The sequence below is a fragment of the Streptomyces hygroscopicus genome, from assembly GCF_026168105.1.
In the GTDB taxonomy this organism is placed as follows: Bacteria; Actinomycetota; Actinomycetes; order Streptomycetales; family Streptomycetaceae; genus Streptomyces; species Streptomyces hygroscopicus_D.
The window spans coordinates 82,671-98,225 of sequence record NZ_LBMW01000017.1 but is presented as its reverse complement, the minus strand read 5'-3'; the positions used below and the strand labels follow the sequence as shown (position 1 = coordinate 98,225).

The 15,555-nt window shown below is 70.3% G+C and carries 12 protein-coding genes and 2 pseudogenes; 13 read left to right on the top strand and 1 reads right to left on the bottom strand.

The window, feature by feature from the left end; genetic code table 11:
• The first annotated feature begins 8 nt into the window (after positions 1 to 8).
• The 3 genes from AAW14_RS18290 (at position 9) to ftsH (ending at position 6,315) form a co-directional block, all read left to right on the top strand.
• On the top strand, positions 9 to 2,456 hold the full coding sequence (locus AAW14_RS18290; protein ID WP_265564932.1) for a [protein-PII] uridylyltransferase: 2,448 nt from the start codon (positions 9 to 11) through the stop codon (positions 2,454 to 2,456).
• Positions 2,457 to 2,675: 219 nt separating this feature from the next.
• On the top strand, positions 2,676 to 4,223 hold the full coding sequence (gene ffh / locus AAW14_RS18285; protein ID WP_265564931.1) for a signal recognition particle protein: 1,548 nt from the start codon (positions 2,676 to 2,678) through the stop codon (positions 4,221 to 4,223).
• A 160-nt stretch (positions 4,224 to 4,383) separates the two neighbouring features.
• Entirely contained in the window at positions 4,384 to 6,315 is a 1,932-nt protein-coding gene (gene ftsH / locus AAW14_RS18280; protein WP_265564930.1) for an ATP-dependent zinc metalloprotease FtsH, read from the top strand.
• Positions 6,316 to 6,389: 74 nt separating this feature from the next.
• Here ftsH and AAW14_RS18275 read toward each other — a convergent pair whose 3' ends face one another.
• A complete protein-coding gene (locus AAW14_RS18275; protein WP_265564929.1) occupies positions 6,390 to 7,250 on the bottom strand; it encodes an SAM-dependent methyltransferase in 861 nt (286 codons plus the stop codon).
• 225 nt (positions 7,251 to 7,475) lie between these two features.
• On the opposite strand from AAW14_RS18275, the gene proS reads away from it, so the two are divergent.
• From proS to lepB (AAW14_RS18225), 10 genes and pseudogenes are all read left to right on the top strand, one after another.
• Complete coding sequence (gene proS, locus AAW14_RS18270; protein ID WP_265564928.1) at positions 7,476 to 8,891, top strand: proline--tRNA ligase; 1,416 nt, start codon at positions 7,476 to 7,478, stop codon at positions 8,889 to 8,891.
• A 260-nt stretch (positions 8,892 to 9,151) separates the two neighbouring features.
• Entirely contained in the window at positions 9,152 to 9,748 is a 597-nt protein-coding gene (locus tag AAW14_RS18265) for a hypothetical protein (protein ID WP_265564927.1), read from the top strand.
• Between the two features lie 309 nt (positions 9,749 to 10,057).
• Positions 10,058 to 10,477: a 30S ribosomal protein S16 gene (gene rpsP / locus AAW14_RS18260; RefSeq protein ID WP_265564926.1), complete on the top strand. Its 420-nt coding sequence runs from the start codon at positions 10,058 to 10,060 to the stop codon at positions 10,475 to 10,477.
• Positions 10,478 to 10,479: 2 nt separating this feature from the next.
• Positions 10,480 to 10,719: an RNA-binding protein gene (locus AAW14_RS18255; RefSeq protein WP_003973401.1), complete on the top strand. Its 240-nt coding sequence runs from the start codon at positions 10,480 to 10,482 to the stop codon at positions 10,717 to 10,719.
• 83 nt (positions 10,720 to 10,802) lie between these two features.
• Positions 10,803 to 11,345 (top strand): ribosome maturation factor RimM, encoded by a 543-nt coding sequence (gene rimM, locus AAW14_RS18250; RefSeq protein ID WP_265564925.1) that lies wholly within the window; start codon positions 10,803 to 10,805, stop codon positions 11,343 to 11,345.
• Complete coding sequence (trmD, locus tag AAW14_RS18245) at positions 11,346 to 12,179, top strand: tRNA (guanosine(37)-N1)-methyltransferase TrmD (protein WP_265564924.1); 834 nt, start codon at positions 11,346 to 11,348, stop codon at positions 12,177 to 12,179.
• Positions 12,180 to 12,314: 135 nt separating this feature from the next.
• Positions 12,315 to 12,665 carry a 50S ribosomal protein L19 gene (rplS, locus tag AAW14_RS18240; RefSeq protein WP_200422620.1) on the top strand — a complete coding sequence of 117 codons (351 nt, stop codon included), beginning with the start codon at positions 12,315 to 12,317 and terminating at the stop codon, positions 12,663 to 12,665.
• Between the two features lie 48 nt (positions 12,666 to 12,713).
• Positions 12,714 to 13,421, top strand: a pseudogene (gene lepB, locus AAW14_RS18235) (signal peptidase I); the annotation flags it as partial.
• Positions 13,422 to 13,575: 154 nt separating this feature from the next.
• Positions 13,576 to 14,661 (top strand): annotated as a pseudogene (gene lepB, locus AAW14_RS18230) (signal peptidase I); the annotation flags it as partial.
• Entirely contained in the window at positions 14,549 to 15,502 is a 954-nt protein-coding gene (gene lepB, locus AAW14_RS18225) for a signal peptidase I (protein ID WP_265564922.1), read from the top strand. The pseudogene lepB (AAW14_RS18230) and the gene lepB (AAW14_RS18225), both read left to right, overlap by 113 nt.
• Positions 15,503 to 15,555: the final 53 nt, after the last annotated feature.

Sequence of the window (15,555 nt, the reverse complement as noted above, 5' to 3'; positions counted from 1 at the left end):
GTCGCTGGGTGACGAGTACGGACGTACGTACGGAAGCAGAAGGCTCGGGACCCAGCGGCTACGCGGCGGCCCGGCTGCGCCTCCTCACGGAGGGGGCGCAGTCCGGGCCGCCGCGCCGTGCGGCCCTGGCCGAACTGACGGACGGCTGGCTCGCCGAGCTGTTCGCCGCCGGCGCCGAGGGCCTGCACGGTGTCTCCCTCGTCGCCGTCGGCGGGTACGGCCGCGGTGAGCTGTCCCCGCGCAGCGACCTCGATCTGGTGCTGCTGCACGACGGCGGGGACGGCAAGGCGGTCGCCGCCCTCGCCGACCGCCTCTGGTACCCCGTCTGGGACCTGGGCCTGGCCCTCGACCACTCCGTGCGCACCCCCGCGGAGGCCCGCAGGACCGCCGCCGAGGATCTCAAGGCACAGCTCGGCCTGCTGGACGCCCGGCACCTGGCGGGTGACCTCGGGCTGACCGCGGGCCTGCGAACGGCCGTGCTGGCCGACTGGCGCAACCAGGCGCCCAAACGCCTCCCCGAGCTGCAGGAGCTGTGCGCCGAGCGGGCCGAGCGCCAGGGCGAGCTGCAGTACCTGCTCGAGCCCGACCTCAAGGAGGCACGCGGCGGTCTGCGCGACGCCACGGCCCTGCGGGCGGTGGCCGCGTCCTGGCTGGCGGACGCCCCGCGCGAGGGACTGGCGGACGCCCGGCGCAGGCTCCTGGACGTACGGGACGCGCTGCATCTGACCACCGGGCGCGCCACCGACCGGCTGGCGTTGCAGGAGCAGGACCAGGTCGCCGCCGAACTCGGGCTGCTGGACGCCGACACGCTGCTGCGCCAGGTGTACGAGGCGGCACGCCTCATCGCGTACGCGAGCGATGTCACCTGGCGCGAGGTGGGGCGTGTGCTGCGCTCGCGCGCGATGCGGCCGCGGCTGCGCGCCATGCTGGGCGGCGGCAAGCCGGTCACGGAGCGGTCCCCGCTGGCGGAAGGTGTGGTGGAACAGGACGGCGAAGTGGTGCTCGCGCGCGCCGCGCGCCCTGAGCGCGACCCTGTGCTCCCCCTGCGCGCCGCAGCCGCTGCCGCCCAGGCCGGTCTCCCGCTCTCCCTGCACGCCGTACGGCGCATGGCCACCGCTGTGCACCCTCTGCCCACGCCCTGGCCCGCCGAGGCGCGGGAACAGCTCGTGACCCTGCTGGGCTCCGGGCGCCCGACCGTGGAGGTGTGGGAGGCGCTCGAGGCCGAGGGGCTGATCACCCGCCTGCTGCCCGACTGGGAGCGTGTGCGCTGCCGCCCGCAGCGCAACGCCGTGCATCTGTGGACCGTGGACCGGCATCTGATCGAGACGGCCGTACGCGCATCCGAGCTGACCCGCCGTGTCGGACGCCCCGACCTCCTCCTGGTCGCCGCGCTGCTGCACGACATCGGCAAGGGCTGGCCCGGTGACCACTCCGTCGCGGGCGAGATCATCGCGCGGGACGTGGCGACCCGTATCGGCTTCGACCGCGACGACGTCGCCGTCCTCGCCACCCTCGTCCGCCACCATCTCCTGCTTGTCGAGACGGCGACCCGGCGTGATCTCGAGGACCCGGCCACCGTGCGCTCGGTCGCCGATGCCGTCGGCTCGCAGAGCACCCTGGAGCTCCTGCACGCACTGACCGAGGCGGACGCGCTGGCCACCGGGCCCGCGGCCTGGTCCTCCTGGCGGGGGGCGCTGGTGACCGATCTGGTCAAGCGGGTCGCGGCGCTGCTGGCCGGCGACGAGCCCGCCGAACCGGAGGCCGCGACGCCCACCGCCGAGCAGGAGCGGCTGTCCGTCGAGGCGTTCCGCATGGGCGGCCCGGTGCTGGCTCTGCGCGCGCAGACCGAGCCCCCGTCCGAGGAGCCGTCCGGTGCACCGGAACCCCTCGGCGTGGAACTGCTCATCGCCGTACCGGACCAGCCCGGTGTGCTGCCCGCGGTGGCGGGCGTGCTGGCCGTGCACCGCCTCACCGTCCGCACGGCCGAGCTACGGGCGCTGGACCTGCCCGACGGCGTCCACGAGGGCTCTGTCCTGCTGCTCGACTGGCGGGTCGCCGCGGAGTACGGCTCGCTGCCCCAGGCCGCGCGGCTGCGCGCAGACCTCGTACGGGCCCTGGACGGCTCCCTGGACATCGCGGCGCGTCTGGCGGAGCGGGACGCCGCCTACCCCCGCCGCCGGGGCGTGGTGGCGCCCCCGCCCCGGGTGACGGTCGCCCCGGCGGCCTCGCGGCACGCCACGGTGATCGAGGTACGGGCCCAGGACGCGCCGGGGCTGCTGTTCCGGATCGGACGGGCACTGGAGAAGTCGGGCGTACGGATGCGGAGCGCGCATGTGTCGACCCTCGGGTCCAACGCCGTGGACGCCTTCTATGTGACCACGGCCACAGGCGTGCCCTTGTCGGGGGAGGAGGCGGCGTCAGTGGCGCAGACGCTGGAGGAGGCGCTGCGGGCGTGACCTCGTGGTGATGCCATGTGCTCTCCGGATGTGATCCCCGTCACCTCGGGGGTCGTCCGGAGTCGACCCGCGTCCACGCCGAGCGTGCTACGTGCTCCCCGCCGACGCGGGGATGTGTCCTCGCACGCAGTGTCCAGCGGGCGTGGACGATTTGCTCGCCGGGCCGGATACCCTGGAGGGCAGCCCGAAACGACCCCGACCCCGAGGACCGACGCCGCCGTGTTCGATACCCTCTCCGACCGCCTCAGCGCGACTTTTAAAAACCTCCGCGGGAAAGGCAGGCTCTCCGAGGCGGACATCGACGCCACCGCACGCGAGATCCGTGTCGCGCTCCTCGAAGCCGACGTGGCCCTGCCGGTCGTCCGGATCTTCATCAAGAACATCAAGGAGCGCGCCCTCGGTGCCGAGGTCTCCAAGGCGCTGAACCCGGCCCAGCAGGTCCTCAAGATCGTCAACGAGGAGCTGGTCACGATCCTCGGTGGCGAGACCCGCCGCCTCCGGTTCGCCAAGCAGCCCCCGACGGTGATCATGCTCGCGGGTCTGCAGGGTGCCGGTAAGACCACCCTCGGCGGCAAGCTCGCCAAGTGGCTCAAGGAGCAGGGCCACTCCCCTCTCCTGGTCGCCGCCGACCTCCAGCGTCCGAACGCGGTCAACCAGCTGAGCGTCGTCGCCGAGCGCGCCGGTGTGGCCGTCTTCGCGCCCGAGCCGGGCAATGGCGTCGGCGACCCGGTCAAGGTCGCCAGGGACTCCGTCGAGCACGCGAGGACCAAGGTCCACGACATCGTGATCGTGGACACCGCCGGCCGCCTCGGCATCGACCAGGAGATGATGCAGCAGGCCGCGGACATCCGCGACGCCGTCCGCCCGGACGAGATCCTCTTCGTCGTCGACGCGATGATCGGTCAGGACGCCGTCAACACGGCGGAGGCCTTCCGTGACGGCGTCGGCTTCGACGGCGTGGTGCTCTCCAAGCTCGACGGTGACGCCCGCGGTGGTGCGGCCCTGTCGATCGCCTCCGTCACCGGCAAGCCGATCATGTTCGCGTCGAACGGCGAGAAGCTCGAGGACTTCGACGCCTTCCACCCGGACCGGATGGCCTCCCGCATCCTCGACATGGGTGACCTGCTCACCCTGATCGAGCAGGCGGAGAAGACCTTCAGCCAGGCCGAGGCCGAGAAGATGGCCTCCAAGCTGGCGTCCAAGAAGGGCCAGGACTTCACCCTCGACGACTTCCTGGCCCAGATGGAGCAGGTCAGGAAGATGGGGTCGATCTCCAAGCTGCTCGGCATGCTCCCGGGGATGGGCCAGATCAAGGACCAGATCAACAACATCGACGAGCGGGACGTCGACCGCACGGCCGCGATCATCAAGTCGATGACCCCGGGTGAGCGCCAGGACCCGACGATCATCAACGGCTCCCGGCGCGCCCGTATCGCCAAGGGATCCGGTGTCGAGGTCAGCGCGGTGAAGAACCTGGTCGAGCGGTTCTTCGACGCCCGCAAGATGATGTCCCGCATGGCCCAGGGCGGTATGCCCGGCATGCCGGGGCTCCCGGGCATGGGCGGCGGGCCCGGCCGCAGCAAGAAGCAGCCGAAGAAGGCCAAGGGCAAGCAGCGCTCCGGCAACCCCATGAAGCGCAAGCAGCAGGAGCAGGAGGCCGCCGCGCGCCGCGCCGCCTCGGCCGAGGGCGGCGGCGCCTTCGGACTGCCGCAGCAGAGCGGTCAGGAGTTCGAGCTGCCGGACGAGTTCAAGAAGTTCATGGGCTGACGCGAATCGCTTCCTGGGTTGTTGCGACGCGCTTCATGATCTGACGCGACGCGCTTAAGGGCTGCTCGGGCAAGATCCTGTACGACGCCGAGGGCGCTCCTCTTCGAAGGGGCGCCCTCAGCGCGTGCCGGGGTGCGCTTCGTGCCGTACCGTCCGATATATGGGCAATCCCGCCCCTGAGCGCAAAACACCCGACCAGCCGTGGCGCACCGAGGGCACCCCGGCCGGGAAGCCCTCCAGGTGGCCCGGTGGCAGAAGGCCGCCCGGCGGCTGGTGGGGCCTGGTCGTCGCCGCGGTGGTCGTCTTCCTCCTTGCCTACCTCGGGCTGTCCTACTACACCGTGGGCAACGAGCCGACGATCTCGTACACGGAGTTCAGCAGGCAGCTCAACGACGGCAACGTCACCACGGTCTACGCCAAGGGCGACACCATCCAGGGCCGGCTCAAGAACCCCCAGCCCAACCCCGAGGGCGGCGGCAAGTACACCAGTTTCAAGACCCAGCGCCCGGCCTTCGCGGACGACAAGCTCTGGCAGAACCTGACCAGGCACCACGTCACGGTCACCGCGCAACCGGTCGTCCAGGAACGCAGCTTGCTGTCGAACCTGTTGCTCTCGCTGGCGCCGATACTGATCCTGGTGGCGCTGTGGATCTTCATCTCACGGCGGGTGAGTGCGGGTCTGGGCGCGGGCGGGCTGTTCGGCCGCAGGGCGCCGCCCAAGCCGGTCGAACTGCAGCCGGGCACCCCGCGTACGAGCTTCGACGACGTGGCCGGCATCGAGGAGGTCAAGGGCGAGCTGGCCGATGTCGTCGACTTCCTCAAGAACCCCGACGCGTACCGCAGGATGGGCGCGAAGGCGCCGCGCGGCGTGCTGCTCACGGGCCCGCCGGGCACCGGCAAGACACTGCTCGCGCGTGCGGTGGCCGGCGAGGCGGGCGTGCCGTTCTTCTCCGCCTCCGCCTCCGAGTTCATCGAGATGATCGTGGGTGTCGGCGCCTCCCGTGTCCGGGAACTGTTCGCCGAGGCCCGCAAGATGGCCCCGTCGATCATCTTCATCGACGAGATCGACACGATCGGGCGGGTGCGCGGCGGCGGGGCGTCGCTGGGCGGTCATGACGAGCGCGAGCAGACGCTGAACCAGATCCTCACGGAGATGGACGGCTTCACCGGGTCGGAGGGCGTGATCGTCATCGCGGCGACGAACCGCGCCGACGTCCTGGACCCGGCGCTGACCCGGCCCGGCCGCTTCGACCGGCTGGTCACCGTCTCGCCGCCGGACCGCAACGGCCGCGAGGCGATCCTGAGGATCCACACGCGCGACATCCCGCTCGCCCCGGACGCGGACCTGGCCCAGGTGGCCAGGATGACTCCGGGCATGACGGGCGCCGATCTGGCCAACCTCGCCAACGAGGCGGCCCTGCTGGCGGTCAAGCGGGGACAGCAGCAGGTGACGCAGTCGGACTTCCTGGAGGCACTGGAGAAGGTGCAGCTTGGCGCCGCGCGCTTGCTCGTGATGCCCGAGGAGGAGCGCCGGCGCACCGCGTACCACGAGAGCGGGCACGCTCTGCTGGGCATGCTGCAGCCCGGCGCCGACCCGGTCCGCAAGATCACCATCGTGCCGCGCGGCCGGGCCCTCGGGGCGACGCTGTCGACCCCCGAGTCCGAGCGGCACGCGTACACGGAGGAGTATCTGCGCGGCCGTATCATCGGCGCGCTGGGCGGGATGGCGGCCGAACACGTGGTCTACGACGTCATCACCACCGGCTCCGAGAGCGACCTCGAACAGGTCACCAACATCGCCCGCGGCATGGTCGCCCGCTGGGGCATGAGCGAACGGGTGGGCCGGCTGGCGGCCCTGCCGAACGACCCGCAGCAGCCGTACGGCCTGGCGGCGGCCCCGCACACGCTGGACGTCGTCGAGAGCGAGATGCGCCGGATCGTGGAAGGGTGCTACGAGGAGGCGTGCCGCAAACTCGACGAGCACAGGGGCCAGTTGGACGCGCTGGCGGAGGCTCTCCTGGCCAACGAGACGCTGGACGAGGCGGACGCCTACCGCATCGCGGGCATCCTGCGCCCGCGAAAGGAGGACTGAGCGCCCCGGGAGGTCCGGGGATCCCCCCGGTCACGTGCGATGCTCCGCATGGTCCACGCGATGGTCCGGATGGTTCAGGGGATGCGCGCGATCAGGTAGCGGAACACGTTCGGCATCCACACCGTGCCGTCCGGCCGCCGGTGCGGGTGCAGCGCCTCCGCCAGTTCCTTGTCGACCTGCTCCTGGTCCGTGGCCCGGATCGCGGCGTCGAACAACCCCGTCGACAGCATCCCTCGCAGCGCGCTGTCCATGTCGGCGTACCCGAAGGGGCAGGCGACCCGCCCCGATCCGTCCGGCCGGAGCCCGCAGCGCTGTGCGGTCTCCTCCAGGTCGTCGCGCCGCGCCGGGCGCCAACTGCCGGTCCCCTGTTCGGGATCGGCCAGCTTGGTGGCGACGCGGAGCACGGAGGAGGTGGTGCACCGTTCCGGCGGACCCCACGCGGCGAGCACCGCGAGCGCCCCGCGCTCGGCGAACGGCGTGGCGGCGATGAGCTGTCGCGCGAGGACCGCCGTGTCGCCGGCCGCGCATCCGACCGGCTCGAACGCGGTCAGCAGGTTGTACGCCGGCTCGCCACGAGAGGGTGCGGCGTCCCGCGGGGAGCCGTCCACGATCCGGGGGCCCGTACGCGCGCGCGTGCCCGGCGTTGCGGGCAGCAGCCGCTCGCGCGCCAGGGCCAGCCGCTCCCGGCTGCCCGAGTCGACACCGGTGACCGAGGCGCCCCGGGAGGCAGCCAACAGCAGGGCGAGGCCCGCGCCGCAGCCCAGCCCCAGCAGCCGTGTCCCGCAGCCCACGTCGAGCCGTTCGTAGACGGCCTCGTAGAGCGGTACGAGCATCCGCTCCTGTATCTCGGCCCAGTCACGCGCCCGTGCACGCCGGTCCACGCGCGGAGCCGCTCCCGCGTGCGGGAGGTGCTGCCGCGCGAGCGTAGGTGTCATTCGAAAGCGCCCCAATCCGCCGAGAGTTGCAGCTGTGTTCGATTGCGTAGCCCCCGTGAAGTGCGCTCTGTTCCGCGTAGCCCCCGTATGCCAGGTAACTCCGCGCCCGCCGAAGCGTCCAGGGGGTGTGAGGCACTCCTTGTGCGCTGTCCGTGCGCCCCGGCACCTCACCCCTGGGTGACCATGGATTCACGGTGCGTACCGGTGTCCCCGTACCATCACGCCATGGCAAAGGCACCCGTTCTCACGCCCCGGGCGGACGACTTCCCGCGCTGGTACCAGGACCTGATCAACAAGGCCGAACTGGCTGACAACGGGCCGGTGCGCGGCACCATGGTGATCCGGCCGTACGGGTATGCGCTGTGGGAGCGGATGCAGCAGGAGATGGACGCGCGCATCAAGGACGCGGGCGCCTCGAACGCCTACTTCCCCCTGTTCATCCCGCAGTCGTATCTGACGAAGGAGGCCGAGCACGTCGAGGGTTTCGCCCCCGAGCTCGCGGTCGTCACGCACGGCGGCGGCAAGGACCTGGAGGAGCCCGTCGTCGTGCGTCCCACCTCCGAGACGATCATCAACGACTACTTCTCCAAGTGGGTGCAGAGCTACCGCGATCTGCCGCTGCTGATCAACCAGTGGGCCAACGTGGTGCGTTGGGAGATGCGTCCGCGTGTGTTCCTGCGCACGACCGAGTTCCTGTGGCAGGAGGGCCACACCGCCCACGCCACATACGAGGACGCCCGGGACTACGCCGCGTACATCCACCAGGAGGTGTACGCCGACTTCATGGTCAACGTCCTCGGCATCGACGTCGTGCTCGGCCGCAAGACGGCGAGCGAGCGTTTCGCCGGAGCCGTCAACACCCTCACCCTCGAAGGGATGATGGGCGATGGCAAGGCACTCCAGATGGGCACCAGCCACGAACTCGGCCAGAACTTCGCCAAGGCGTTCCACACGCAGTACCTGTCGAAGGAGGGCAGGCAGGAGTTCGTCTGGCAGACGTCCTGGGGCTCGTCCACGCGCATGGTGGGTGGCCTGATCATGTCCCATGGCGACGACGACGGGTTGCGGGTGCCACCGCACCTCGCCCCGGTCCAGGCCGTCGTCCTCGCGATCAAGGGCGATGACGCGGTTCTGGCCAAGGTCCGCGAAGTCGGCGACCGGCTCAAGGCGGCCGGGATCCGCGTCCAGGTGGACGACCGCACCGACACCCCCTTCGGCCGGCGCGCCGTCGACTGGGAGCTCAAGGGCGTGCCCGTGCGCATCGAGATCGGGCCCCGTGACCTGGAGAACGGCACGGCGATGCTGGCCCGCCGCATCCCGGGAGGCAAGGAGCCGGTGGCGATCGAATCGCTGGTCGGCGCGCTGCCCGGGATCCTCGAGGAGGACCAGGCGCTGCTGCTCGAGCAGTCGCGGGAGCGCCGTGCGTCCCGTACGGCGGACGTGGCCACGGTCGAGGAGGCAGTCGAGGCGGCCGCCGCGGGCGGCTGGGCCCGTATCCCATGGGCGGTGCTCGGTGAGGACGGGGAGGCCAAGCTGGCCGAGCATGCGGTGACCGTACGGTGTCTGGTCGCCGAGGACGGGTCGGTCCCCGACGCCGACGACACACCGGGTAACGTCGCGGTCGTCGCGCGCGCTTATTGAGATACGAGGAGAGCGGCCGAGCGCGACCGAAACATCTCTTGCGTATCGGTGGGCCACGCACGCCCCGGCGCGCGGACTCTCTCTACGCCCCGGGGCGTACGCGTCGCTACGCACCACCTTGGTATGAGCTGTGAAGCTTCTCCGCAGATCGGCGCACGCGCCCTCGTCAGGACGCATCAGCGGCAACTGACGGGTACGTGCAAATTATTTGGGATGGCCCGGAATAGGAACACAGGAGCCCTCAGGCTCGTTGTCATTACGTGAGCACGACACCACCTGTTCTCGCCGCAGAGCTGGCGCAGGCGTGGGCCGACATTCAACGGCACCACCCCGAGCTGCCAGATCTTGCCGCGCCCGAATCCCTGATCGGCGAGTCGTCGTCCGCCTGCGGACACGAACTCTCCTTCGAGCGACTGCTCCATGAGGCAGTCCATGGCATCGCCGCCGCCCGCGGCGTACGCGACACCTCCCGTGCCGGCCGCTATCACAACCGCAGATTCCTCTCGATCGCCGAGGAACTGGGCCTGGACCACCCCGAGGAGCCGCACCCGAGCAGCGGCTTCTCGCTGGTCACGCTCAACCCCGAGGCGAAACGGCGCTACCGCCCGACGATGGAGCGGCTCCAGCGCGCGCTGAAGGCGCACACGGCGGCCACGGCCGCGGACACGGCGCGTACGTTCCGCGGCCCGGCCGCCCGCCACGGCTCCTCCGGGGGCGGTGTGCGCGTCAAGGCGGTCTGCGACTGCGGCCGCAACGTCCGCGTCGTCCCGTCGGTCCTGGCCCAGGCCCCGATCATGTGCGGCGGCTGCGGCAAACCGTTCCGCATCCCGGAACCGGTCGGGGCGGCGGCAAGCTGAGCGACGGCTGCTCGTGGCAGCCGTACTCGGCGTGGCCGTGGCTCACGGCACGACAGGCACCCACTGAGCGTCGGGAAGGCGTGACAACGCCTCCGGGGGACCCGGCGCCGGGTGCCTCTCAGGCGTGCCCGGACGTACCCTCGGCCCGAGGCGGCCCGCAGGGTGTGGCACAATGGCTAGCTGTACTCGACAGCCGCACAGGACCCCTCTCTCCTCCGGCTGACGCGTCCGTCGGGCACTCGGGTACCGCAACCCCACGCGGCCGTCCCGCCGTGCCCAACCACGTCAAATCCAGGAGAATCCACTCCCGTGGCAGTCAAGATCAAGCTGAAGCGTCTGGGCAAGATCCGTTCGCCTCACTACCGCATCGTCGTCGCAGACTCCCGCACCCGCCGTGACGGCCGGGCGATCGAGGAGATCGGCAAGTACCACCCGACGTACAACCCGTCGGTCATGGAGGTCAACGCCGAGCGCGTGGCGTACTGGCTCTCCGTCGGCGCCCAGCCGACCGAGCCCGTGCTCGCCATCCTGAAGAAGACCGGCGACTGGCAGAAGTTCAAGGGCGAGCCCGCCCCGGCGCCGCTGCTGGTGGCCGAGCCCAAGGCCACGCGTCCGTCGTTCGAGGCCCTCGGCGGCGACGACGAGGGCAAGGGTGAGGCGATCACCCAGAAGAAGAAGGCTGAGAAGAAGGACGAGGCCGCTGCCGAGTCCTCTGCGACCGAGGCCTGAGGATGCTCGAGGAGGCTCTCGAGCACCTCGTGAAGGGCATCGTCGACAACCCTGACGATGTGCAGGTGGCCTCGCGCAACCTGCGCCGCGGGCGGGTGCTCGAGGTCCGGGTCCACCCCGACGACCTCGGCAAGGTGATCGGCCGCAACGGCCGCACCGCACGCGCTCTGCGCACCGTCGTGGGCGCCATCGGCGGCCGTGGTGTCCGCGTCGACCTCGTCGACGTGGACCACGTCCGCTGAACGCAATGCAGCACCGGCTCGGGCCGGGGAGGGCCACTGGGCCGTCCCCGGCCCGTGGTCGTTGAGACAGGAGATCCACAGAAGTGCAGTTGGTAGTGGCACGGATCGGCCGCGCCCACGGAATCAAGGGCGAGGTCACCGTCGAGGTGCGCACCGACGAGCCGGAACTTAGGCTCGCGCCCGGCGCCGTACTGTTCACGGATCCCGCCTCCGCGGGGCCGCTCACCATCGAGACGGGCCGCGTGCACAGCGGCCGGCTGCTTCTGCGTTTCGAGGGCGTCGCCGACCGCAACGCCGCCGAGGCGCTGCGCAACACCTTGCTGATCGCCGAGATCGACCCGGACGAGCTGCCCGAGGGCGAGGACGAGTACTACGACCACCAGCTCATCGACCTCGACGTCGTGACCCGGGACGGCACGGAGATCGGCCGGATCACGGAGATCTCCCATCTGCCGTCCCAGGACCTCTTCATCGTCGAGCGCCCCGACGGCACCGAGGTGCTCGTACCCTTCGTCGAGGAGATCGTCACCGAGATCGACCTGGAGGAGCAGCGGGCGGTCATCGACCCGCCGCCGGGACTGATCGACGACCGGGCCGAGATCGCATCCTCGCGGGACGAGGCCTAGATGCGGCTCGACGTCGTCACGATCTTCCCCGAGTACCTGGAACCGCTGAACGTCTCCCTCGTCGGCAAGGCACGGGCCCGGGGACAGCTGAACGTGCACGTGCACGACCTGCGGTCCTGGACGCACGACCGCCACAACACCGTCGACGACACCCCGTACGGCGGCGGACCCGGCATGGTCATGAAGACCGGCCCCTGGGGCGAGGCACTGGACGACGTCCTGGCCGACGGGTACGAGACCGGTGCCTCGGCGCCCGCCCTCATCGTCCCCACGCCCAGTGGCCGCCCCTTCACCCAGGAACTCGCAGTGGAGCTCTCCGAGCGCCCGTGGCTGGTCTTCACGCCCGCCCGCTACGAGGGCATCGACCGCCGCGTCATCGACGAGTACGCGACCCGGATGCCCGTGTACGAGGTGTCCATCGGCGACTACGTCCTGGCCGGCGGCGAGGCAGCCGTCCTCGTGATCACCGAGGCGGTGGCCAGGCTGCTCCCCGGTGTGCTCGGGAACGCCGAGTCCCACCGGGACGACTCCTTCGCCCCCGGCGCGATGGCGAGCCTCCTGGAGGGACCCGTCTACACCAAGCCGCCGGCCTGGCGCGGCCGGGGCATCCCGGAGGTGCTGCTCAGCGGCCACCACGGCAGGATCGCCCGCTGGCGCCGGGACGAGGCCCTGAAGCGCACGACGGTCAACCGGCCCGATCTGATAGAGGGTTGCGACCCCTCCGCCTTCGACAAGAAGGACCGCGAGATGCTCTCCATCCTGGGCTGGGCACCGGACCCGGAGGGCAAGCCGTACGGCCGATTTTGGCGCAGGCCACGGGGCATGGAAGAATAGACCGCTGTTGTCCGCAGTCCGGCGTGCGCCCCTGCCACAGGGGGACACGACGCCCGCCCCGACGGGGACAGCGCTTCTTACTGAAAAACTACCTCCCGTCGATGACCTGTGGCATCGGCGAAGAAAGCAGACGAAATGTCTCACCTGCTCGACACCGTCGACGCCGCGTCGCTGCGCAGCGACATCCCGGCCTTCCGCCCGGGCGACACCGTCAACGTCCACGTCCGCGTCATCGAGGGCAACCGCTCCCGTGTGCAGCAGTTCAAGGGCGTGGTGATCCGCCGCCAGGGCTCCGGCGTGCGCGAGACCTTCACGGTCCGCAAGGTCTCCTTCTCCGTCGGCGTCGAGCGCACCTTCCCGGTGCACACCCCGATCGTGGAGAAGATCGAGCTCGTCACCCGCGGTGACGTGCGCCGCGCCAAGCTGTACTACCTGCGTGACCTGCGCGGCAAGGCGGCGAAGATCAAGGAGAAGCGCGAGAACTGAGTTCGCGCGCAAGGGGTCCACAGGGGGGCCGGATAGCATCTGGCCCCGATGGACACCGAAGCACAGCACCTGGAGCGCGACCGCTCCTCCCAACCCGTCGACTCCGAGGGCACCTCGGACGTACACGGGCAGGAGGGACGGTCGCGTTTTGCGTTGGTGTCCCGGGCCGCCGACCGGCTGCCGGGCGGCCGGATCACCCTGACCGTGTTGGTCTGTCTGCTTTTCCTCCTCGCACTCGGCACGTTTGTGGCGCAGCCGTTCGATATTCCGAGCAGTTCCATGGAGCGAGGATTGAGGGTTGGGGACCGCGTGCTCGTAAATAAGTTGGCGTACCGTTTCGGATCGATGCCGCAGCGGGGAGATGTCGTCGTCTTCGACGGCACCGGATATTTCGGGAACGCCGACTACGTCAAGCGGGTAGTAGGTGTCGGGGGAGACCACGTGGTCTGCTGCGACAAGAAGGGGAGGCTCGAGGTGAACGGCCGGTCGGTCGACGAGTCGTCGTTTCTGTACCCCGGGAACAGCCCGTCCGATGTCCCCTTCGACGTCGTCGTGCCCGCCGGCACGCTGTTCGTGCTCGGCGACCACCGCAGTGACTCCCGCGACTCCCGCGACCACCTGGGCTCGCCGGGCGGCGGAATGATCCCCGTCGGTGCCGTGATCGGCAGGGCCGACTGGGTGATCTGGCCCTCCGCGCACTGGAGTCACCTCACCCGTCCCGGCGCCTACGCGCGCATGTCTGCCGCCGAAGGGGCGCGCCGGTACCGAGAGGTCATGGGAGCACCTCCCTGCTCGAGCGAGGTCGAGAGCGGGGGGAGCGCGGAGGCCCGAAGGGCTGATCACGGTCGAGCCCTCGGCACCGGCTGCAGCGCCCCGGAGGCGAACGGGCCGATCGCAACGGGCGGTGCCCATGGGTAACCGTGGCAAACCGCGCAGTGCGGCGATCGGCACCGGTACGCAGAACCTCCTTCCGACCGGCTCGCGGCGCGCTGCGACCGGTGCCCCCACCGGGCGCAGCCGCGCCGAGCGGCGCAAGCTCCAGCGCAAGGTCAAGCGCAAGAGGAGGCGCTCGGCGGTCAAGGAGATACCGCTTCTCGTCGGCGTCGCCGTCCTCATAGCGCTGGTCCTCAAGACCTTCCTGGTGCAGGCGTTCGTGATCCCGTCGGGGTCGATGGAGAACACGATCCAGGTCGGTGACCGTGTCCTCGTCGACAAGCTGTCGCCGTGGTTCGGCTCCGAGCCGCACCGTGGCGACGTGGTCGTCTTCCAGGACCCCGGAGACTGGCTCGCGGGCGAGAAGACGACCAAGAAGAACGACCCCGTTGTCGTCAAGCAGATCAAGGAGGGGCTGACCTGGATCGGCCTGCTGCCCTCCGACAACGACAAGGACCTCATCAAGCGGGTCATCGCGGTCGGCGGAGACACCGTCAAGTGCTGTGACACGCAGGGGCGCGTCACCGTCAACGGGATGCCGCTGAGTGAGCCGTACATTCACCCCGGGAACAAACCTTCGGACTTCGCGTTCTCGGTGACCGTGCCCCCGGGCCGTCTGTGGGTGATGGGCGACCATCGCGCCAACTCGGCCGATTCCCGCTACCACCGCACCGAGGAGTTCGGCGGTACCGTCTCCGAGAAATCCGTCGTGGGCCGAGCCATGGTCATCGCCTGGCCCGTCGGGCACTGGACGCACCTGCAGGAGCCAAACACATACGCGTCGGTGCCGAGTGGGTCGAACACCGCGCTCGGTCCGTCGCATAGGGTGGCCTCCGCGGATCGATACGGATTGATCCCTCTCCCGAGCCCTGCGGAACTCCCGCTCGTTATGGGAGTGATGGGCCTGCGTCGACAGGGGCGCCGGCGGCGATACGGAGTGAGGAGTGGATGTGGGGGATTTGGCGGTCGGCGCACGGTCCGGACACGAGGGCCCCGAAGAGAGGCCGCAGCGACCCGACGAGACGGCTGCCCCGGCCGCGCAGGACCACTTCCGCTCCGGGAGCGACTCCCCGGACGGCGGCGCGCCAGAGAGTGACGGACAGCCCCCCGGGCCGAAGAAGCAGCGCTCCTTCTGGAAGGAACTCCCGCTCCTCATCGGTATCGCGCTGGTGCTCGCGCTACTGATCAAGACGTTCCTGGTGCAGGCGTTCTCCATCCCCTCGGACTCGATGCAGAACACCCTCCAGCAGGGTGACCGTGTCCTCGTCGACAAGCTCACGCCGTGGTTCGGCTCCCAGCCCAATCGCGGCGAGGTCGTCGTCTTCCACGATCCGGACAACTGGCTCGCGGGCGAACCCACCGCCAACCCGAACGCCCTGCAGACGGCCCTGAGCTGGATCGGCCTGATGCCCTCCGCCGAGGAGAAGGACCTCATCAAGAGGGTCATCGGCGTCGGCGGCGACACCATCGAGTGCAAGGGCACCGGCCCGCTGAAGGTCAACGGCAGGGCACTCATCGAGCCGTACGTGTACCCGGGCAACACCCCGTGCAGCGTGGACGACCAGGGCGGCCAGTTCAAGGTCACGGTCCCGCCGGGCAAAATCTGGGTCATGGGCGACCACCGGCAGAACTCGCTGGACTCGCGCTACCACCAGCAGGACAAGGACCAGGGCTTCGTGCCGGTGGGCAACGTCGTGGGCCGTGCCATCGTGATCGCCTGGCCCCCCACCCGCTGGGACACGCTGCCGGTCCCGGACACCTTCGACCAAGGTCTGAGCGTGACGGCCCCCGGGGCACTCGGCCTGACGGGCGCGATGCCGCTGGTGCTGTGGCGTCGGCGCCGTCTCGCCGCCCGCCTTACCGTCGGAAACGCGAGGGTTTCTGGCAGCGGTACCGCCGGGTAGGGTGCCGTCCCAGATCGCCGATCTTCCGGGGCCCGGCCGTGGGCCCCGAGATC

Bases quoted from the DNA above. Each gene is read 5' to 3' on its own strand.
- ftsH (WP_265564930.1), top strand. From the start codon at position 4,384: ATGGGCAATCCCGCCCCTGAGCGCAAAACACCCGACCAGCCGTGGCGC.
- AAW14_RS18275 (WP_265564929.1), bottom strand. From the start codon at position 7,250: ATGACACCTACGCTCGCGCGGCAGCACCTCCCGCACGCGGGAGCGGCT.
- proS (WP_265564928.1), top strand. From the start codon at position 7,476: ATGGCAAAGGCACCCGTTCTCACGCCCCGGGCGGACGACTTCCCGCGC.
- AAW14_RS18255 (WP_003973401.1), top strand. From the start codon at position 10,480: ATGCTCGAGGAGGCTCTCGAGCACCTCGTGAAGGGCATCGTCGACAAC.
- trmD (WP_265564924.1), top strand. From the start codon at position 11,346: ATGCGGCTCGACGTCGTCACGATCTTCCCCGAGTACCTGGAACCGCTG.
- rplS (WP_200422620.1), top strand. From the start codon at position 12,315: ATGTCTCACCTGCTCGACACCGTCGACGCCGCGTCGCTGCGCAGCGAC.